We start from the raw sequence: 19,963 nt of genomic DNA on the forward strand, positions 1-19,963 counted from the left end.
GCATACCTTTCTACCTCAATGGATTTCCATGGCTTTTTAAATACTCAATCCCAATTTCTTTAGCTCCCACGGCATTCAAGTGAGCACCATCAGTTCTAAATATTATAGTGTCGTTAATAACCGACTTACACTTCCCATTCGAACACAGAACGTCATTAGGGTCGATGAGCGTAATTTGTGGAAACTCCTTTTTAAGACGATACTCAATTCTTTCAGCTTTAGGCACTCCATAAGCGTACTGTTCGCCAGCAGCATCGCCATGCCTGAGTTTAATCTGTCGGAGCTTGTTAATGGCTGAAGCACCGATTAAGTCAAACGGCCTCGCCAATATATAAACCTTAACATTGTGTGATAGTAGATATTTAATGGAATCAACTTGCATTTGATACGCATTGTCGGACACATCACCTGTCTCATTGTATACGCGAAAAAGGTTATTTTGCGGTCCGTATTGATCCCAAAAGACTGAGATAATTGCAAGTTTACGCGTTGCAGCATATTCTAATCGATGCTTGGTGTAGTTCATTATTAGCTGCGCATCAATGTCAGATAGTTTATTTCTGACATCTTGCATAAAAATTCCTGAAATTACCGGAGTGGAACTATATGCTGTATCATTAATCGTAAGCCCAGCATCCTTCGCGAGAATATCTACAAAATAGGAATATGCATTTGCAAATGAATCACCTAACAGGACGCCGTCAGCATCTTCTTTTTTTACACCCAGATAACATTGGCTAACATTGCCTATGAAAAGTTTGTCAATACAATTAGGTCTCATGATATTGGAAGCGTTTTTTCCTTCCAGTTCAGCGACCAGAGAAAAACTGCTTTCGCGAAATCCATCATTACTGGTGATATATTTCGCGTAGCCTAGAGAAAATAGCAATGGAATGGAATAAAGTATAATAAATGCTTTCGAAAAAGAATTTATTGTGTCTTTTCTAAAGGGTTTTTCGATGAAATGATAACTCACACTTGCCATAATGATTGCCACGACTATAAGCCCTGCAGCGTTAGTAGGTGTGAGATCAATACCTCGATATTCGGCAAGTATAAGAATCGGCCAGTGCCACAAATAAAGTGAATAAGATATTCTCCCTATATAGACCACGGGAGTCCATGAAAACACTTTAGAAATAAAGTTTTTTGGGGAGTCACCTGCCGCAAGTAGCATTACAGAACCAAGACATGCTGGCAATGCAGTTACGCCAGGAAAAGGCATGTCCGAATTGATAACCATTGCACTTATAATGATAAGCAGGACACCAACAAGAGACAGCGTTGAACCATTTCGAAGATATTTTGAAATAGTATCTCTATGGATTGCCAGAAGAGCACCTGACATTAACTCAAAAAAACGGAACGGCAGCAAGAGATAGGCGGCTGTTTTATAATTTATTGCACCGTACTGAGATACGCCAAGAAATACAGCAAACAATATCCCCGATATAGCAAGTGCTTTCTTTTTTCCGGCGTGTCTTGCGAGTAAAAATACAATAAAAGGCCATATTACATAGAACTGTTCTTCAACAGACAGGGACCATGTGTGAAGAAGTGGTTCATATGTCGTTGTATTAAAATACCCTGTGCCACTATAAAAATAAAAATTGCTCACGCCGAGTAATGAGTAAACAGCACTTTTAGAAAATGATATTAACTCATCAGGCATCAAATATAATTTGCAATAAATAATACTGCCAGAAGGAAAATGAATGCAGGTAATAATCTTTTTATTCTACGTTTATAAAAATTAAGAAAAGAGAATTTTTTATTTCTGCTTTCTTTATAGATAATCGTTGTTATCAGATATCCGGAGATAACAAAAAAAATATCTACCCCTAAGAATCCCCCACTGACAGGGAATTTTGCATGGTATAATACTACCAACATCACCGCTAAGGCGCGCAGTCCATCAATATCAGGTCTGTACTTTAACATCTGTATAATCACTTATGGTATCGATGTGCTGAATGTTACCACTCAATTGATTAATATCAACTACTAACTGGAGAGAACTCCTCATATCAGTGGTTCACAAATGTGGAACTCATGAGATAGCAGGATATCAGCAGACTTCCTTGCCAGTACTGGAGTAGAGAGCTGTAGAAGCAGCGGGAAAATCTGTCAGAATGCTGCATTTTTATTGCTTAAAGGTTGATTTTTCTGCGTTCTGTTGATAGCCATCTACATTGAGAGCATGTTCGTACCTTCGTAAACATAAGATGATTCTTGCGATCTGCTATGCTAGAATTCATTTTTACTTTTTTGGTCGGATTTTGAACAATGATTTTCAGCTCCCCAGAATTCATATTTGCGTTTCTGCCGATAACTTTTTTTGTTTATTTTCTACTAAATAAATATAAATTTTTATACTTTGCTAAGTTATGGCTTGTTATAGCTAGCTTGTATTTTTATAGTTATTGGAGTCTGAATTATCTTCCCTTGATGCTTGGTTCTATAATTGTTAACTATAGCCTTGGCGTCCAGTTGGCAAAAGGGGCAAAAAGGAAAAAGATAATGCTAACAGTTGGCATTATCGCCAACCTGGTGGTGCTTTGTTATTATAAATATATGAACTTTTTCCTGGATAACATTAATGTTATAACTGGCGAACACTTGCATATTGAAGGAATAATATTACCTATTGGTATAAGTTTCTACACGTTTACGCAGATAGCATTTCTTGTGGATAGTTATAAAGGAACGGCAAAGGAATATGATCTTGTAAATTACTCGTTGTTTGTTACGTTTTTCCCTCATCTAATTGCAGGCCCCATTCTTCATCATAAAGAGATGATGTCGCAGTTTAAATCATTAAAGACCGTACCAGTTAATTACAATAATATTTTAATGGGCTTGATGATTTTTGGGATCGGCCTCTTTAAGAAGGCCATTATAGCAGATACCTTCGCTCAATGGGCGGAAATCGGTTATGTGGTCGGAACTCAGCATGATTTTTATAGTGCTTGGGTAACTAGTTTGTCATACACATTTCAGCTTTATTTTGACTTTAGTGGATACTGTGATATGGCAGTTGGCGGAGCATTGCTATTCAACATTTGGTTGCCTATAAACTTTAACTCTCCATATAAAGCACTTAATATTCAGGACTTCTGGCGTAGATGGCATATTACCTTGGGTAGATACCTGCGTGATTATTTATATATCCCGCTAGGAGGAAACCGATGCTCAGTCTCAAGAACATATTTTAACTTATTCATCACCTTTGTAATTGGTGGGCTTTGGCATGGAGCCAGTTGGATGTTTATCATTTGGGGGGCTATGCATGGGATTGCACTGGTTGTGCACAGAGCATGGTCCAAATTTGGGGGGGTAATGTATAAACCTTTAGCATGGTTTATAACATTTTTATATGTGCATATCGCATGGGTTTTTTTCAGAGCTCATACCATGCAGGATGCATTGAATATAATAACTGCGATGTTTAATATGCAGTCAGCGCACAATATTTCTTTAGTTAATATACCAATTACAAATATGTCAGCATTGGGCATGCTGGCTGACAAATTGCTGACGATTTTCCCGGTTGGTATTGTGGGGTATGCAATTCAGTTCGCTGCGATAGCTTGTGCATTCGGTATTGTGTCATGCAGGAATTCGCTTGAGATTGTCAAAGCAAGAAAGCACAGCATGGTAAAGGTGCTAACGCTCAGCATTGTTATGGTTATGGGCCTGTATATGACTCTCCATACGACCAGTCCTGTATTTCTTTATTTTAACTTTTAATGGTGGTGATTATGAAAGTAAAAACATATATATTTGTAATCAGCACTGCAGTGCTTATGCTTATTTTGCCAGCATATAATTTAGTGGCTAATAGTTCGTTATTCACCAAGCCCACATTACTGGAAAATATGAAGTCATTGTATAACATGGATTCTACCGAAGGCGAAGTAGGATATCTGGCATATTTAGCAGGTATATCTGTTGAACCAAATAAAGTTTTGGTTGGAAAGAATGGATGGCTTTTTCTGGGTAATGGATATGCGAATACGTTGATTGCTAAAAGAGATGGTGTTAATTCATCAAACGAAGCGACAGTTAAATCATTGCATGACACGATGCATTCCTGGAAGGAATATCTTCAGCAGCATGGGGTTAAAAAATTCATTGTAACAATTGGTCCAGATAAAGATTCGATTTATACAGATATGCTTCCTGGTTGGGATCAACATTCTAAAAGTCCAATAATCAGAAGAATAATTAATGATAATAAAGATATCTATATTGATACTCTTACACCAATGCTAGAGGCAAAGAAAGCATCTTCAGTTCCATTGTATTTCTATACAGATACTCACTGGAATCATTATGGTTCATCAGTGGTTTTTAATCTTTTACGTCATGTAATGGATAATTCTGAAATGGAATGGACTAAGGAGTTTAATGAGAGTGATTTTAACGTGTCTAATGGTACTCCTGGTGACCTTGCCGCATTCCTCAGAACGAACAAAATAAGAGACATTAAAGTTGACATAAAATCCCCTGAAATCAATGGATTGAATGTTGATAAAATAGACTACACTACTGGTAATACCATCGCACATGAAAAACTTATTGCGATTGAGGCACCGACAGTACCTACATTAATTGTTTCAGATAATGCTCTGAGCAATAAAAAAGTTCTTTGGTTAAGAGATTCTTTCGGTAATGCAATGTCTCCATTTATGTCTCGAGAATTTAAAGAAACTCTTCAAATTCATCATGGGAGAGTGACTCCGAGGATGATGAAGGACATGGTCGAATCATTCAAACCTGATTATGTCATCATTACAGTTGTTGAGCGTGATGCATTGACAAGTTTCTTTACCACGCCTCCATCTTGGGGGTAACAAGCTTAACCCGCTTTGTGAACTTCCCCCTTTAAGCTTGATAGTTTTCAGAGGGGAGATCAGTTGCAGTTTTGGACCATGCATCAATTAGCGGTGGCTTTGACTGTGAAAAGCGCCCTGCAAGGAAACTCCAGTCAAGTGTCAGGTTGAGATCGAGGAGCGTAGCGGAGAGAGGGCATTTAGATTCATCCGTACCTAAATGCGCCCTCGATTAATGTATTTTTGATTGTATTTACACTAACATAATGAGTAATAAATATTTTTTTGTTATTAAAATACTTTCTTATACGGTTTTACTGAAACCTGAGCATAAACGCCCGCTGCAACATACGGATCGGCTTCCGCCCACGCCTGTGCCGCCTCCAAAGATTCAAATTCGGCAATCACCGTCGAGCCGGTAAAACCCGCCGCACCGGGATCGTTACTATCGACCGCTGGCATGGGGCCCGCCGTGAGCAAACGACCTTCGTCATGAAGGAGTTGCAGGCGAGCCAGATGAGCAGGGCGCACGGAAAGACGTTTTTCGAGAGAGTCTGCGATATCTTGGGCGTAAATAACATACAGCACGGGTAGAACTCCTTGAACGGTAAAAGTCGTTAATAACGTTATTGGAAAGGCCTAACAACTGCAACGGAAAGATAACTGATATGTTAAGGCCATACTCTGAAAGTGGTTTTTTATCATAAAATCGTGTTCTAAATGTCAGTTACCGCCACGGGCTTATTGAATATGATTGCTATTTGCATTTAAAATCAGGGCCTGGTTTTTTTACTGAAACGATTATGACTTCAATGACCCTTGATTTACCTCGTCGCTTTCCCTGGCCAACGTTACTGTCTGTCGGCATTCATGGTGCCGTAGTGGCTGGTTTGCTGTATACCTCGGTACATCAGGTTATTGAACTGCCTGCGCCAGCGCAGCCGATCTCTGTCACGATGGTCGCGCCTGCCGATCTCGAACCACCTCAGGCCGTTCAGCCGCCGCCGGAACCCGTTGTCGAGCCTGAACCGGAACCAGAGCCGATTCCAGAGCCACCAAAAGAGGCGCCGGTGGTGATTGAAAAACCGAAGCCTAAGCCTAAACCAAAGCCAAAACCGGTGAAAAAGGTGGAAGAACAGCCGAAACGCGATGTTAAACCAGCAGAACCGCGCCTGGCCTCCCCGCTGGAAAATACGGCACCTACGCGCACAATGACCAATACCGCGCCGGCAACTACCAGCAAACCGGTGGTCAGTGCGCCATCGGGTCCACGTGCTTTAAGCCGTAATCAGCCTCAGTATCCGGCGCGAGCTCAGGCGCTGCGCATTGAAGGGCGGGTAAAGGTCAAATTTAACGTAACGCCGGATGGTCGGGTTGAAAATGTGGAGATCCTGTCTGCGCAGCCTGCCAATATGTTTGAGCGTGAAGTGAAAAACGCGATGCGTAGATGGCGTTATGAAGCAGGTAAACCCGGTTCCGGACTCGTGGTAAATATTGTTTTCAAATTAAACGGCACAACGCAGATCGAGTAAGCATCAGGCCGTCCGGCAATGATCAAGAGTGATGATTGCCGGATAGCATTACTGGCGTGTGCTATCAGGCCAACGTGGGGATTGGACGCGGTTTCCCGTCTTTATCAACGGCAACGTAGATAAACAGAGCTTCGGTGGCCTTATAACGCTGACCAATAGGTTCAGAAGCGACTTTCTTCACCCAAACTTCAATATTGATGCTGATTGAGGTTGTCCCGCGTTTCACACAGCGAGCATAGCAACACACTACATCACCTACGGCGACCGGGCGCAAAAAGCTCATTCCTTCAACCCGCACAGTTACCACACGACCATGTGCGATCTCTTTGGCCTGAATCGCGCCACCTATATCCATTTGTGACATCAGCCAGCCGCCAAAAATATCACCGTTCGCGTTGGTATCGGCAGGCATGGCCAGAGTGCGTAAAACCAGTTCACCCTGGGGAGTGTTATTCGTTGTTGTCATTGTAGAACCGACTATAGAGAAAGATTACAGGCGCGATGCTACTAGAATTTGTGCGTCGAGAACAGAGGGGATGCGGCATGCAGAGCAGATGTAAGTCAGGTTGTCAGCTCTATGGAACGCGAGGGGATAAAAATTCGCCAGATCCGCAGATCTGGCGAGCATGTATTACGATTTATCTTCTTGCGGCAGATGACGGTAAATATAGACTCCACTCAGCAGCGTAAAGAATAAAGTCAGGGCGGTCAGGCCGAACACTTTGAAGTTGACCCAAATGTTCTGCGGTAGCCAAAATGCAATATAGATATTCGCCAGACCACACAGGATGAAAAAGACTGCCCAGGCTAGATTTAGTTTCGACCACACTGGCTGCGGCAGGGTCAGTTCTTTACCTAACATGCGCTGGATCAGCGGCTTTTTCATCACCCACTGGCTTACCAGCAATGCACCAGCAAACAGCCCGTAAATCACCGTTACTTTCCACTTAATGAATTCATCGTTGTGGAAAAAAATAGTCAGGCCACCAAATACGGCCACCAGGACAAAGGTGATTAACGCCATCTTCTCGACCTTGCGATAGCGAACCCAGCTGTAAATCAACACTACAGCCGTCGCGACAATCAGCGCCGAGGTCGCCGCATAGATGTCGTAAAGCTTATAAAAAGCAAAAAAGACAACCAGCGGTAAAAAATCAAGAAACTGCTTCATTCTTCGATTCCGTCATCAAAAGCACCGGGTACAAGCCCGGAATGCGTTCAGGGTTTATTGGCGAATCAGCATGTACAGGCGGAACAAATAGATCAGCAACACCGCGGAGATCATATTGCTCAGCGTATTCGCCAATACCGCGCCTACATTCGGCGTAAGTACTGCAAAACTTGGCGCAAAAAGCAACAGCAGCGTTTTTGCCAGCAACCAACCGATTACTGCCGGCGCAACCAGTCGCATATTCGACCACGCCAGACGCATACTGTTGCGCATCGCGGCAAAGACACCCATTTTGTCCTGTACCAACATCACAGGTGCGAGTGCCAGCAGGATGGCCAGCAGAATACCGGGAACAACAACCAGCATAATACCGATTTGCACCAGCAGAGTAGTCAAAAAAATCAGAATAAACAGCTTTGGCAACACTGGCGCACTGGCGCCGATGGCACGTAATGCGCTGACCCGATGACCTGCTGAAATCAGCTGAATCATCAGGATGACACCACCGGCAAGGATTGCATTACCAATCAGACCGGAAAACGTAGACGCCGCGGAAGCGCGTAGCAAAATTTGCTGTTGCTCCGGGGTCATGTTTTGCACCAGATCGAACAACCCCACGCTGCTGGTTAACTGATCGCCTTCACTGAGTTGCGCAATTTGTGCGTCAGTGGGGGAAAAGGCATGCCCTAACACCACTGTGATAAACGCGCACAACAACGATACCAGCAAGATGGTAATGAATTGATTACGGAAAAAGTTTCCCGTGTCACGGTAAACGGATTTCGCCGTGATAGACATGCACTCTCCTTGAGTTTTGCAGGTGTTCATTTGCGGGCAATTGTACCCTGGATAACTCTACAGTGGCAGCATCGCGCGATGTATGGAAAAGCATATCTTTGTAAAGCTGCGGTAATTTTTGGCTATGACTTCAGCGTCGTGCATGAACGCTGTTTGTTATCTGCGCATCGCGTGCAGATAACCATCACCCATCAGCAATGAGTTGGAGGTACTTGCACATTGAAAATATATCAAAATTGATCTGAATTAATTTAACCAGGATTTTGAATGCAAGTTCTAACTTAATCTGGATCAATAAATGTTAAATTATCAAAGTCAATGTGATCTATGTTAGATCATTTATTACTCCAATGTGGGTATATTCATTCCGCTTTTATAACCATAACGATGGAGCGGACATGAAAAAATTAACAGTTGCAGCATTGGCTTTAACAACTCTTCTCTCTGGTAACGCATTTGCGCATGAAGCTGGAGAGTTCTTTATTCGTGCAGGTTCAGCCACCGTCAGACCGACGGAAGGTGCAGGTGGTACGCTGGGCAGCTTAGGTGGCTTTGATGTCAGCAATAACACGCAGTTGGGTCTGACATTTACCTACATGGCAACCGACAATATCGGTGTTGAATTACTGGCGGCTACGCCGTTCCGCCATAAAATTGGCACTGCAGCAACGGGTGATATTGCCACCGTACATCATTTGCCGCCGACGTTAATGGCACAGTGGTACTTCGGTGACTCCAGCAGTAAACTGCGTCCGTACGTAGGTGTTGGTGTGAACTACACGACCTTCTTCGATGAAGGCTTTAACGATAACGGTAAAGAAACAGGATTATCGGACCTGAGCCTGAAAGATTCCTGGGGTGCAGCAGGGCAAGTCGGTATGGACTATCTGATTAACCGCGACTGGCTGATTAACATGTCGGTCTGGTACATGGATATCGACACCACTGCAAGCTATAAAATGGGTGGCGTCCAGCAGCGCGACAGTGTACGCCTCGATCCGTGGGTGTTTATGTTCTCTGCGGGTTATCGTTTTTAAGTTCTTCTGCAAAACTCCTCTGCAAAACTGGTCATCAAATGACCAGTTTTTTCTATTCTTTTCCACGCGTATTGTTGTTTTGACCAGCCGTAGTCAACTGAGTCACGTGTGCTTCTGAACGCATCAGTCAGAGATGCTGGTTGTACCGTTCCACCCATTTAGCATTTCCCTTTGTTGTAGTGGTGGAGTAAATATAGGCTAAGTATCTTGTCCCGGTACTAAACGAACACACTATCAAATAAGGCGCTGTGCAAGATGACTTGTAGCGCTCTCTTTAAGCAGTACCGCGGTAACTTTAATAGCCTGTGTGTTTATCTGGAATATCGCTTTTGTTTCTATTCTCTTATGCATTATTGCTGCGGCTCATTTATTACGTACAAAAAAGAACCTGCAGATAATAAGGGGATAACTTATCCAAAATGTTACCTATTGATAAAATTAAAGTAACATATCGTAAAATTTGGATATTTTATTTTTCATGGACTAATGTTTATACATCATGATATAATGTGATGGCAGATTATTTACCATTCAATAATGTAAATGAATTTTCGAGGAGATCATTCCAGTGGGACGTAAGTGGGCAAATATTGTTGCTAAAAAAACAGCTAAAGACGGTGCAACGTCTAATGTATATGCAAAATTCGGTGTAGAAATTTATGCTGCTGCTAAACAAGGCGAACCAGACCCAGAATTAAATACATCTTTAAAATTCGTTATTGAACGTGCGAAACAAGCGCAGGTTCCAAAACACGTTATTGATAAAGCCATTGATAAAGCCAAAGGCGGCAGCGATGAAACATTCGTGCAAGGGCGTTATGAAGGCTTTGGTCCCAGTGGCTCACTGATTATCGCTGAAACATTGACTTCAAACGTTAACCGTACGATTGCTAATGTCCGCTCAATTTTTAATAAAAAAGGCGGGAATATCGGAGCGGCGGGTTCTGTCAGCTATATGTTTGACAATACCGGAGTAATTGTATTTGAAGGGACAGACCCTGACCATATTTTTGAAATTCTACTTAATGCTGAAGTAGATGTTCGTGATGTAACCGAGGAAGAAGGAAACATCGTTATTTATACTGAATCTACAGATCTTCACAAAGGCATTGCAGCTCTAAAAGCTGCAGGAATTACTGAGTTCTCAACCACAGAATTAGAAATGATTGCTCAATCAGAAATTGAACTTTCACCAGAAGATTTAGAAGTCTTTGCAGGGCTTGTTGATGCTCTTGAAGATGACGATGATGTTCAAAAAGTATATCATAACGTTGCAAATCTCTAATGATAGATTAAAGAAATCTGTCATTATGGCAGATTTTTTTAACTCATAAGGTTGTAATGAGTGCACTATTTATTACAAACTCGGATATTTTCCATCATCATCAACTAAAAATATCTGAGATAGGTACCAGGTATCATTCTCTTTGGATAATTGATATTCATAAATAGGTGAATAATACTGCCTCGATAATCTGGTCGTCACGGTCGCTACTTTTTCAGTAATCTGAACCGATATGATGTTCTCTTGCTCAGGATCATGACTAGACTCAGAACCAAAAGCTATAGGCTCGCCCTGAAAACCAGGTTTTGTATATTTATTCAAAAGCTCATTCCAACCCTTCTGGGCCAGGAGCATAACTTCTTGCTTTCCGTAGTTCTGATTTCTCTGAAATGACTGGTCATTCCAATATTTATAATCCCTCTGGAAAGCGGTGATTACCTGTTCCGGAGTATTTGCCAGTATGTCCCCAGCGCTTAAAAATCCAACGCTTAACATAACTAATTTAATCAATAGATGTCTCAACAAGTTCACCCATATTTGGCATGCTTTACTTCAGTGTCTCGCAAGGGACTTTTTGAAGTCAACTTCATTAATGGTTGCACAACCAAAACGACTGAACTGTATAGATTCCGGGCATACCTGCCCGTGGTTAGCAACCAGGAAAAATTCCCCTCGTTCTTCATTTAAAAAATTCTGGGGAAAACATCCTGCCTTTCTCCCCTTTGATGTAGTGCTACTCTTTAAGCAAACCAACTTTGAGGGTATTGCTGATGATGTTGACCCGCCATCTGCTACAGCAAAAAATCACACTTCTGGAACCGTTCTACGAGGATCAAACGGCAGCGTTTGCCGTGAGTGTTGCACGTGAATTATTGCTTTACATGGATAAAATTGAGGCGCTGGAGAAACTTATTGCGACTCCGGTTACACTACCTTATTGCAGCGCAAGTCCGGTTTGTGAGATTGAGGCGGGCTATGCCGCAGGCGTAAACGACTGCCGCGAGGCCATCCGGCGGGCAGGGTATCCTATCGAAGGTGATGATTAGTTTGCGCTTATGTTAACAAATATGTGCTTTTGTTGTATAAATCTGTAACCTAAGCGCGCGATTGCGGGCTACATCAACGTACCTGCTTCGGAGTGGCAAACATTCTCTATCAACGTACAACGCTGTTATGCAACAACATAAACGGGTAACCGATTTGGCAATACTGTTAACTATCAGGGTGGACTCGTGAAGATTGTGCAGGATAAGCTCAGAAACAGGCAGGCTCTGCTGGTATCCGGGCTCATTACGTTGATTTTTACCTCGTTGTTTCTGTTTATCATTTATGAACAGCGTATGGCGGCCGCCAGTGAAGGTGTTAGCCGCCTGCAAGCTCACATGTTGGACATTTTTAACGATAATGAACTGATTGCCGATGCGATTGGCGAGCGTTATTACCACATCAAAACCGGCGAACAGTGTGGTGTTATGGCGCAGTTTGTTCCGCGAAACAAAGATGAATGGGGAATTAACGCCGACCCAAAGCGGGTTCATTCTGCAACGGGGACGATTATTGCTCAGCAACCCAGCCATAATGCGCTGTGTATGTATACTGCGGCGGAGTTCATTCGCGGAATGGTTAATGAGCTAAATCCAGGCAGCTTCGATGCGCACCGTTACATTATCGCCAGCAATTCAGATTATTTTTATTGGTTTATGGCTTCTGACTCGCGCAATTTCAGTTTTTCTGACTCCGAAATGGCGATGGATATAACGCATTTTTTCTATCCGCCCACCGATTTCTATACCCGGTTGTTGCAAAAAAACGTCAAAAATAAAGCTCTCAGTTCAACAAACTTCTATACCGATAAAATTACCGGTGAAAAAGCCTACAGCGTAGTGAGCTATATCTATGATCTGTCGGGTAAGGAGATATCAGACCAAATCGTTGCCTATCTGGTCTATGATCATTCGAAGCCTGAGCTGCAGGAAGCGTTAGCCGAGGCGTTTGATAATCAAATCCTTCCCGGATTGAACGTGGAGTTAGTGAATCTGACCAACAAAGAGAGCCTCTGCTTATCCGGCAAATGTGCGGGGCAATCCAGCTATTTGATACGCAATTTTTCGGAGAAATATGCGCTGCACTATTCGCTTTCATTAGGCCGTTTTATGGCGCGCGATACACATGCCGGGATTGTTATCCTGCTGGCGCCGTTCTTTTTCATCATCATTAGCTTCTCGTTAAAGTCATGGCTAAACGAAAGCGACCTCAAGGTTTATATCGATACTCTGACCGGCTGTTTTAACCGCCGAATACTCGACATTATCAAGCGTCGGGATTTATCACACTGTTCGGTGGTGCTACTGGACTGCAATAAATTTAAGGCCGTCAATGATACCTGGGGCCACGCGGCGGGCGATCGCGCGTTGCAAATTATCGCCAACAGGATGCTGTCAAACACCCGCACCAGCCACGATATTGTGATTCGTACCGGCGGGGATGAATTTATGATCCTGCTGTTTCGATCGCAGGCAACTGACGCCATAGCAATCGCGCAACGTATTAGCGGGCAGGTGACCAGTCATGTGTTTGTGGTGGATGGGCATACCGTGCCATTGTCAGTATCGTGGGGAATTGCAGAGGTGAACGGTGAACTGGATGTGGCCATTCAGAATGCGGATAGCGCTATGTATAGAATGAAGCACACGGAAGAAGGGTGAAACCGCCAGACGTCTCTGGCGGTTGATTTAACTTACTGGTGGGTGGCGGCTTTCATCGTGCTGACAAACGCTTTCAGCTCAGCCAGCATCTGTTCCGGTGCCGCAACATTTTTCTCAATGATTTTCACAATTGCCGAGCCGGAAATTGCACCGGCAGCACCGGCTTCAATAGCTCCGGCTACCTGTTCAGGCGCAGAGATACCGAAGCCCTGTAAAGAAGGCGGAGCATCATATTGTTTCAGCTTTTCAACCAAATGATGCAGCGGTAATGCCGCACGATTTTCGGCACCGGTCACGCCTGCACGTGAAAGCAGATAAGTGTAGCCGCGACCGTAAGAGGCAATCTGGCGTAGCAGTTCTTCATCAGCGTTCGGCGGGCAGATGAAAATCGGTGCGATGTTGTGACGCAGTGCAGCAGTTCTGAATGGCGCAGACTCCTCAACAGGGACATCGGCTACCAACACAGAATCCACACCCACTTTTTCGCACTGGGCGTAAAACTCGTCAATGCCCTTGCTGAAGACCAGGTTGGCATACATCAGCAACCCAATGGGAATTGTCGGATGCTTCTGGCGAATCAGCGCCAGCATTTCAAAGCATTGCGATGGTGTGACGCCGGCGGCAAACGCACGCAGAGTGGCTTCCTGAATGGTTGGGCCATCGGCCAGCGGATCGGAGAACGGAATGCCGAGTTCAAGCGCGTCGGCACCAGCTTCAATCAGCGTATCAATGATTTTCAGTGACTGCTCAACAGACGGATCGCCCAGGGTTACGAAGGGGACAAAAGCACCTTCTTTGCGGTCCTTCAGCTGCGCAAACAGGTTTTCGTAACGTTCCATCAGATTTCCCCTCGCGCTTTCAGAATATCGTGTACGGTGAAAATGTCTTTGTCGCCGCGACCGGAGAGATTAACCACCAGTAACTGCTCTTTTTCCGGATTTTCACGCATCATTTTCAACGCGTGCGCCAGGGCATGGGAGGACTCCAGTGCCGGAATAATCCCCTCGTGCAGACACAGCGTTTTGAAGGCTTCCAGTGCTTCATCATCGGTTATTGAAACATAATCGGCGCGACCAATGCTGTTCAGGTACGCATGCTGTGGCCCGACCGACGGGAAATCGAGTCCGGCGGAAATAGAGTAAGACTCTTCAATCTGTCCTTCTTCGGTCTGCATCATCGGGGACTTCATGCCGAAGTAAATCCCGACACGACCATGTTTCAACGGCGCGCCGTGTTCTCCAGACTCAATCCCGTGACCGCCTGGCTCTACGCCAATCAGACCGACGCTGGTTTCATTAATAAAATCGGCGAACATACCGATGGCGTTAGAACCGCCACCCACGCAGGCGATAACGGCGTCCGGCAGACGACCTTCTTTTTCCAGAATCTGCGCCTTGGTTTCTTCACCGATCATCCGCTGGAACTCACGCACAATAGTCGGGAAGGGGTGCGGACCTGCCGCTGTACCGAGCATATAGTGCGCAGTATCGTAGCTGCCAGACCAGTCGCGCAGCGCTTCGTTACAGGCATCTTTCAGCGTTGCGGAACCGCTGTGAACGGGGATAACTTCTGCACCCATCAAACGCATACGGAAAACGTTCGGCGACTGACGTTCAACATCTTTCGCGCCCATGTAAATACGGCATTTCAACCCCAGTAGTGCGCTGGCGAGAGCAGATGCAACACCGTGCTGCCCCGCGCCTGTTTCGGCGATAATTTCCGTTTTACCCATGCGCTTCGCCAACAACGCCTGGCCCAGCACCTGGTTGGTTTTGTGCGCGCCGCCGTGCAGCAAATCTTCACGCTTGAGATACAGCGTCGTGTTGGTGCCTTGAGTAATGTTCTGGCACTTGGTCAGTGCGGTTGGGCGACCCGCATAGTTTTTCAGCAGGTCTGTAAACTGCGCCTGAAATTCAGGATCTTTTTGCGCGCTGACAAAAGCTTCTTCCAGCTGGCGCAGGGCAGGCATCAGAATCTGTGGCACATACATACCGCCAAATTCACCAAAATACGGATTGAGTAATGTTGTCATGTCCTTTTCCTTAATATGCGCGCAGCGTCTGAAAGACCGAAGCCAGAAGACGTGCATCTTTGATGCCCGGCTGTGACTCTACGCCAGAATTGAAATCGAGACCGGCACAGCCGGTTTTTGCCGCGTCAACGCAGTTATCTGCGCCAAGTCCGCCAGCCAGTAATACGTTATCCAGCGATTGTCCGCCTAAAAGTGACCAGTCGAAGCGTTGCCCGCTGCCGCCCTGACCGTTGTCGAATACGTATTTATCGACATGCTGATAATCCCGGGCTGGCAACTTATCGCTGACGCTGAGCGCCTTCCAGATTTGTACCTGTGCGGGTAGCGCATTGCGTAGCGCGTCTACGTAGGTCTGATCTTCGCTACCATGCAGTTGCACGGCCGTGAGTCCCAGAGCAGCCGCTGTTTCACGTACATCGATAATATCTGTGTTGCGAAACACCCCGACGTATTGCAGCGGCGCGCCGGTCATGACCTCTCGCGCTTGCTCAACGCTAACCGCGCGTGGCGATGTGGGTACAAAAATCAGTCCGCCATAAATCGCGCCAGATTTATACGCCGCGTTGGCATCCTGAGCCCGGGTTAAACCGCAGACTTTATTCTCGCCGAGCAGTACGCGACGCACGGCAGCGTGCAGATCATCATGCGACATCAGCGCGGAACCAATCAGAAAACCGTTGGCGAAGTGGCTGAGTTCGCGCACCTGTCCATAGGTATTGATCCCGGACTCGCTGATGACGGTCACACCGTGGCCCAGTCGCGGCGCAAGCTGGCGGGTGCGATTCAAATCAATCGACAAGTCGCGTAAATCGCGGTTGTTGATACCAACGACTTTGGCGCCCAGTGCGATAGCACGCTCCAGCTCTTCTTCGTTGCTGACTTCGGTCAGTACGCCCATTTTCAGGCTGTGGGCGACGGCGGCGAGTTGACGATATTGTTCATCATCGAGGACCGACAGCATCAACAAACAGGCGTCCGCCTGGTAGAAACGCGCCAGGTAAATCTGGTAAGGATCGATAATAAAGTCCTTACACAGAACAGGTTGCGGCGCGATGCGGCTGACGATAGGCAGGAAATCAAAACTGCCCTGGAAATATTTCTCATCGGTCAGTACGGAAATCGCGGAAGCATAATGTTTATATACGCCCGCAATCTGTGCCGGATCGAAGTCATCACGGATCACGCCTTTTGACGGAGATGCTTTTTTACATTCCAGAATAAAGGCGGTGCGCGCACCTTGCAGCGCATCGTAGAAATCACGAGAGCTGGGTTGAACATCATTTTGAAAGCTGGCCAGCGGTTGTTGCTGTTTGCGGGCTTCTACCCAAATCGCCTTGTCTGCGACAATTTTCGCTAAAACGGTTTGCATCATTTACCCTCTTGCTGCCAGTGCAGTGACACGGTCATAGGCCGCACCGCTGCGCAGTACATTAATCACGGTTTGCGCATTGGCTTTTAAATCTTCTTCACCGTGCAAGCGCATTAACATGGCGACATTCGCGGCAACAGCGGCTTCATGAGCGGCTTCACCTTTACCTTGTAACAAGCGACTAAGAATGTCACGGTTTTCTTCCGGCGTGCCGCCAGCCAGCTGTTCCTGGTGGTAAGGCGTCAGGCCAAAGTCTTCTGCCGTCAGTTGATAACTCTTGATTTCCCCATCGTGCAGCTCTGCCACAATGGTCGGTGCATGCAGCGAAACTTCGTCCATGCCACCACTGTGCACTACGGCTGCCCGCTGATATCCGAGCACGCGCAGCGTTTCGGCAATCGGCAGCACCAGCTCCGGGCTGTAAACGCCGATCAGCGCCAGCGGCGGATGTGCCGGGTTAATCAACGGGCCGAGCACGTTAAACAGCGTGCGGGTTTTCAACTGCTGGCGTACCGGCATGGCATGGCGAAAACCGGTGTGGTATTTCGGCGCAAACAGAAAGCACACGCCGAGATCGTCAAGCGCCTGACGTGATTTGTCGGCGTTCATATCCAGATTGATGCCAAATGCCGCTAACAGATCCGAAGAGCCTGACTTGCTGGAGACGCTGCGGTTGCCGTGTTTGGCAACTTTCAGTCCGCAAGCCGCTGCAACAAAGGCGCTGGCGGTAGAAATATTGATGCTGTTGCTGCCGTCGCCGCCGGTACCGACAATATCGGCAAACAGATAATCAGGACGCGGGAACGGAGAGGCGTTTTCTAGTAGCGCGGTTGCCGCACCGGCAATTTCATTCGGGTGTTCGCCACGGATTTTCATGCTCACCAGCGCCGCAGCCAGTTGTTCCGGCTTCAGTTCACCGCGGACCACGGCGGAGAACAGCTGGTGGCTTTCCTGCTGAGACAGCGTCTGCGCCTGGTACAGTTTCTCCAGAATTGGTTGCAGCGTATTGGTTTGTTCAAGCTTCTGTTGCGCCCAGGCCAGCGTTTGTTCCAACAGACGCGCGCCCTGGGTGGTCAGAATGGACTCCGGATGGAACTGGAAGCCGCAGACGCGATCGGTATCGTGACGCACCGCCATCACCATGCCGTTAAAGTGGGCGTTAATGGTTAATCCTGCCGGAACGTTGCTGCCAACCAGCGAATGATAGCGTGCCACCGGCAGCGGATTAGCCAGACCAGCAAACATTGCCTGACCGTCGTGTTCAATGCTGGACGCTTTGCCGTGCAGGATTTCTCCAGCCTGGCCCACATATCCACCATAGGCCTCAACAATGGCCTGATGTCCCAGACAAATGCCGATGATTGGCAGCTTGCCGCGCAGACGGGTTAACAGCTCCGGCATGCAACCTGCTTCGCTTGGCGCACCTGGGCCTGGAGAGAGCATCAGCACAGGATTTTTCATCGTTGCTAAGCGGTCAATCAACGTCTGGGCCGGAATATGGTTGCGGTAAATCACCACGTTGTGACCATTAGTACGCAGCTGATCCGCCAGGTTATAGGTAAAAGAGTCGATATTATCGAGCAGCAGAATGTCAGCCATTAGAAGGTCTCCTGTGCGTGGTGCGCGGTGGCGATAGCACGCAGAACCGCGCGCGCTTTATTACGGGTTTCATCGGCTTCAGACTGCGGTACAGAATCCAGAACAATTCCGGCACCGGCTTGTACGGTGGCAATACCGTCTTCCACGAGGGCGGAACGAATGACAATACAGGTATCCAGATCGCCATGAGCCGTGAAGTAACCTACCGCGCCGCCGTAGCTGCCACGGCGACGACCTTCTGCCTCGGCGATAAGCTGCATAGCGCGAACTTTTGGCGCTCCGCTTAACGTGCCCATATTCATACAGGCGCGGTAAGCGTGCAGCACATCCAGATCGTTACGCAGCTCGCCGACCACGCGTGAAACCAGGTGCATAACGAAGGAGTAACGATCGACTTTGGTGAGGTCAGCAACATAGCGGCTGCCAGGCGTACAGATGCGCGCCAGGTCGTTACGCGCAAGGTCAACCAGCATCAGGTGCTCAGAAAGCTCTTTATGGTCGGTACGCATTTCCAGCTCGATACGGCTGTCAAGGTCGCGGTCAAGCGAACCGTCCGCACGACGACCGCGCGGACGAGTGCCGGCAATCGGATAGATCTCAATCTGGCGGCTGGTGGCATCGTATTTCAGCGAGCTTTCCGGGGAGGCGCCAAACAGCGTAAAATCGTTGTCCTGCATGAAAAACATGTATGGGCTGGGGTTACTTTTCTTCAGCACATAGTAGGCTGCCAGCGGTGACGGGCAGGGCAGCGAGAAACGGCGGGACGGAACTACCTGGAAAATTTCGCCCGCGCGAATCGCTTTTTGCATCCCACGCACCACGGCGCCAAACTCTTCATCGCTCTGATTGCATTCGCAGCGCATCTGCGGGACTTCAGTAACGGGCAGCGGCGGCGCAGGCTCGGTAAGCTGTTGGCTCAGCTGCGCCAGACGGGCGTTAAGACGCTGTTTCTCCGCATCATTGGGGGTAAAAACACTGGCCTGAATTCGGGTGCTTTTTTTCTGGTGGTCGATAACCATCAGCGTTTCTGCCAGATAGAAGCAGTAGTCAGGACAACGGTTGCCCGCTTCAAGCTGAGGTAAATCTTCAAAACCGGCAACCAGGTCGTAGGAAAACAGACCGCCGAAGAACATCGCTTCACGTTCTTGCACAGGAACATTCACCAGCCCCTGCAGTAAGCGAAAAGCATCAAATACGGAAAGAGAACATAAACGGGCGTCTTCATCCAACAGAGGGCTGACGGCAGGGAATCGCAGATGACGACCATTCGTCTGTTTTTCATTCTCAACGCCAGCGGGCAGGGCAGCATCCAGCAAGGGCAGCAGCGATGCGCCGTTTGTGGATAACGCCTGAATAGTGACAGTGTCACCGAGAGCGGTAATGCGCAATGCGCTGTCGACTAGCAGCAAGCTCTTCAGATCGTCTTTGCTGTCGATATCTGCAGATTCCAGCAGCAGCGTTGCCGGACGTGCGCCACACACCTGATGAAACAGCGATGTCGGATTCTCACGGTAGGCGGCATCGCAGGCAAGCAGTTCGAGTATCGGTTTTTGTGTTTGCATCGTTATTCTCATTAATTTTGTTCAAAAAAAAGCCCGCT

19 protein-coding genes, 1 pseudogene and 1 other annotated feature (1 of these 21 running past the window's edge) are annotated in these 19,963 nt (G+C 46.8%); of the genes and pseudogenes, 7 read left to right on the forward strand and 13 right to left on the reverse strand.

All coding sequences use genetic code 11. The features are described 5' to 3' along the window. Window positions 1-10: 10 nt before the first annotated feature. Both OGX67_RS10355 and OGX67_RS10360 read right to left on the reverse strand, forming a co-directional pair. Entirely contained in the window at window positions 11-1,672 is a 1,662-nt protein-coding gene (locus OGX67_RS10355; protein ID WP_257651148.1) for an acyltransferase family protein, read from the reverse strand. After that, window positions 1,672-1,941, reverse strand: a complete 270-nt coding sequence (locus OGX67_RS10360) for an acyltransferase family protein (RefSeq protein WP_307876133.1) — start codon at window positions 1,939-1,941, stop codon at window positions 1,672-1,674. Before OGX67_RS10360 ends, OGX67_RS10355 begins: the two co-directional genes overlap by 1 nt. 579 nt (window positions 1,942-2,520) lie before the next feature. Between OGX67_RS10360 and OGX67_RS10365 the strand changes: the two genes are divergently transcribed. Together OGX67_RS10365 and OGX67_RS10370 are read left to right on the forward strand one after the other, a co-directional pair. After that, the gene (locus tag OGX67_RS10365; protein WP_286526446.1) at window positions 2,521-3,750 is read left to right on the forward strand and encodes an MBOAT family O-acyltransferase; all 1,230 of its coding nucleotides are present in this window, start codon (window positions 2,521-2,523) and stop codon (window positions 3,748-3,750) included. 11 nt (window positions 3,751-3,761) lie between these two features. Further along, a complete protein-coding gene (locus OGX67_RS10370) occupies window positions 3,762-4,856 on the forward strand; it encodes an alginate O-acetyltransferase AlgX-related protein (protein WP_257651150.1) in 1,095 nt (364 codons plus the stop codon). 270 nt (window positions 4,857-5,126) lie between these two features. Here OGX67_RS10370 and OGX67_RS10375 read toward each other — a convergent pair whose 3' ends face one another. Beyond that, on the reverse strand, window positions 5,127-5,423 hold the full coding sequence (locus OGX67_RS10375; RefSeq protein WP_003020675.1) for a YciI family protein: 297 nt from the start codon (window positions 5,421-5,423) through the stop codon (window positions 5,127-5,129). A 215-nt stretch (window positions 5,424-5,638) separates the two neighbouring features. Here OGX67_RS10375 and tonB point away from each other — a divergent pair, with 215 nt between their 5' ends. Beyond that, window positions 5,639-6,367 (forward strand): TonB system transport protein TonB, encoded by a 729-nt coding sequence (gene tonB / locus OGX67_RS10380; RefSeq protein ID WP_257651151.1) that lies wholly within the window; start codon window positions 5,639-5,641, stop codon window positions 6,365-6,367. 64 nt (window positions 6,368-6,431) lie between these two features. On the opposite strand, the gene yciA is transcribed toward tonB, so the two are convergent. The 4 genes and pseudogenes from yciA to OGX67_RS10400 form a co-directional block, all read right to left on the reverse strand. Then, window positions 6,432-6,833, reverse strand: coding sequence for an acyl-CoA thioester hydrolase YciA (gene yciA / locus OGX67_RS10385; RefSeq protein ID WP_003020670.1), 402 nt, complete (start codon window positions 6,831-6,833; stop codon window positions 6,432-6,434). Window positions 6,834-6,998: 165 nt separating this feature from the next. Further along, window positions 6,999-7,538 carry a septation protein A gene (locus tag OGX67_RS10390; RefSeq protein WP_003020667.1) on the reverse strand — a complete coding sequence of 180 codons (540 nt, stop codon included), beginning with the start codon at window positions 7,536-7,538 and terminating at the stop codon, window positions 6,999-7,001. Window positions 7,539-7,592: 54 nt separating this feature from the next. Then, window positions 7,593-8,336: a YciC family protein gene (locus tag OGX67_RS10395; protein ID WP_003020663.1), complete on the reverse strand. Its 744-nt coding sequence runs from the start codon at window positions 8,334-8,336 to the stop codon at window positions 7,593-7,595. Between the two features lie 28 nt (window positions 8,337-8,364). Then, window positions 8,365-8,451: pseudogene (locus tag OGX67_RS10400) on the reverse strand (YkgJ family cysteine cluster protein); the annotation flags it as partial. Window positions 8,452-8,734: 283 nt separating this feature from the next. On the opposite strand from OGX67_RS10400, the gene ompW reads away from it, so the two are divergent. Beyond that, a complete protein-coding gene (gene ompW, locus OGX67_RS10405) occupies window positions 8,735-9,373 on the forward strand; it encodes an outer membrane protein OmpW (protein ID WP_003833354.1) in 639 nt (212 codons plus the stop codon). 568 nt (window positions 9,374-9,941) lie between these two features. Beyond that, a complete protein-coding gene (locus tag OGX67_RS10410; RefSeq protein WP_003020658.1) occupies window positions 9,942-10,658 on the forward strand; it encodes a YebC/PmpR family DNA-binding transcriptional regulator in 717 nt (238 codons plus the stop codon). Between the two features lie 72 nt (window positions 10,659-10,730). On the opposite strand, the gene OGX67_RS10415 is transcribed toward OGX67_RS10410, so the two are convergent. Then, window positions 10,731-11,168, reverse strand: a complete 438-nt coding sequence (locus tag OGX67_RS10415) for a hypothetical protein (protein ID WP_226807665.1) — start codon at window positions 11,166-11,168, stop codon at window positions 10,731-10,733. Window positions 11,169-11,428: 260 nt separating this feature from the next. Between OGX67_RS10415 and OGX67_RS10420 the strand changes: the two genes are divergently transcribed. Then, on the forward strand, window positions 11,429-11,704 hold the full coding sequence (locus OGX67_RS10420) for a hypothetical protein (protein ID WP_048232137.1): 276 nt from the start codon (window positions 11,429-11,431) through the stop codon (window positions 11,702-11,704). Between the two features lie 186 nt (window positions 11,705-11,890). Then, a complete protein-coding gene (locus tag OGX67_RS10425) occupies window positions 11,891-13,363 on the forward strand; it encodes a GGDEF domain-containing protein (protein ID WP_257651152.1) in 1,473 nt (490 codons plus the stop codon). A gap of 32 nt (window positions 13,364-13,395) precedes the next feature. Here OGX67_RS10425 and trpA read toward each other — a convergent pair whose 3' ends face one another. From trpA to OGX67_RS10450, 5 genes are read right to left on the reverse strand one after another with little or no spacing between them, the layout of a single operon-like run. Beyond that, window positions 13,396-14,202 carry a tryptophan synthase subunit alpha gene (gene trpA, locus OGX67_RS10430; protein ID WP_003020647.1) on the reverse strand — a complete coding sequence of 269 codons (807 nt, stop codon included), beginning with the start codon at window positions 14,200-14,202 and terminating at the stop codon, window positions 13,396-13,398. After that, complete coding sequence (trpB, locus tag OGX67_RS10435; protein ID WP_003020645.1) at window positions 14,202-15,395, reverse strand: tryptophan synthase subunit beta; 1,194 nt, start codon at window positions 15,393-15,395, stop codon at window positions 14,202-14,204. Before trpB ends, trpA begins: the two co-directional genes overlap by 1 nt. A gap of 10 nt (window positions 15,396-15,405) precedes the next feature. Next, entirely contained in the window at window positions 15,406-16,764 is a 1,359-nt protein-coding gene (trpCF, locus tag OGX67_RS10440; protein ID WP_257651209.1) for a bifunctional indole-3-glycerol-phosphate synthase TrpC/phosphoribosylanthranilate isomerase TrpF, read from the reverse strand. 3 nt (window positions 16,765-16,767) lie between these two features. Next, on the reverse strand, window positions 16,768-18,363 hold the full coding sequence (gene trpD / locus OGX67_RS10445; protein ID WP_257651153.1) for a bifunctional anthranilate synthase glutamate amidotransferase component TrpG/anthranilate phosphoribosyltransferase TrpD: 1,596 nt from the start codon (window positions 18,361-18,363) through the stop codon (window positions 16,768-16,770). Then, complete coding sequence (locus OGX67_RS10450) at window positions 18,363-19,925, reverse strand: anthranilate synthase component 1 (protein WP_071697396.1); 1,563 nt, start codon at window positions 19,923-19,925, stop codon at window positions 18,363-18,365. The genes trpD and OGX67_RS10450 overlap by 1 nt, the downstream gene beginning before the upstream one ends. A 23-nt stretch (window positions 19,926-19,948) precedes the next feature. After that, window positions 19,949-19,963: a sequence feature (Trp leader region), on the reverse strand; it runs 80 nt beyond the window's last position.

This window comes from Citrobacter sp. Cf118, assembly GCF_030334095.1.
GTDB classification, from domain to species: Bacteria; Pseudomonadota; Gammaproteobacteria; order Enterobacterales; family Enterobacteriaceae; genus Citrobacter; species Citrobacter freundii.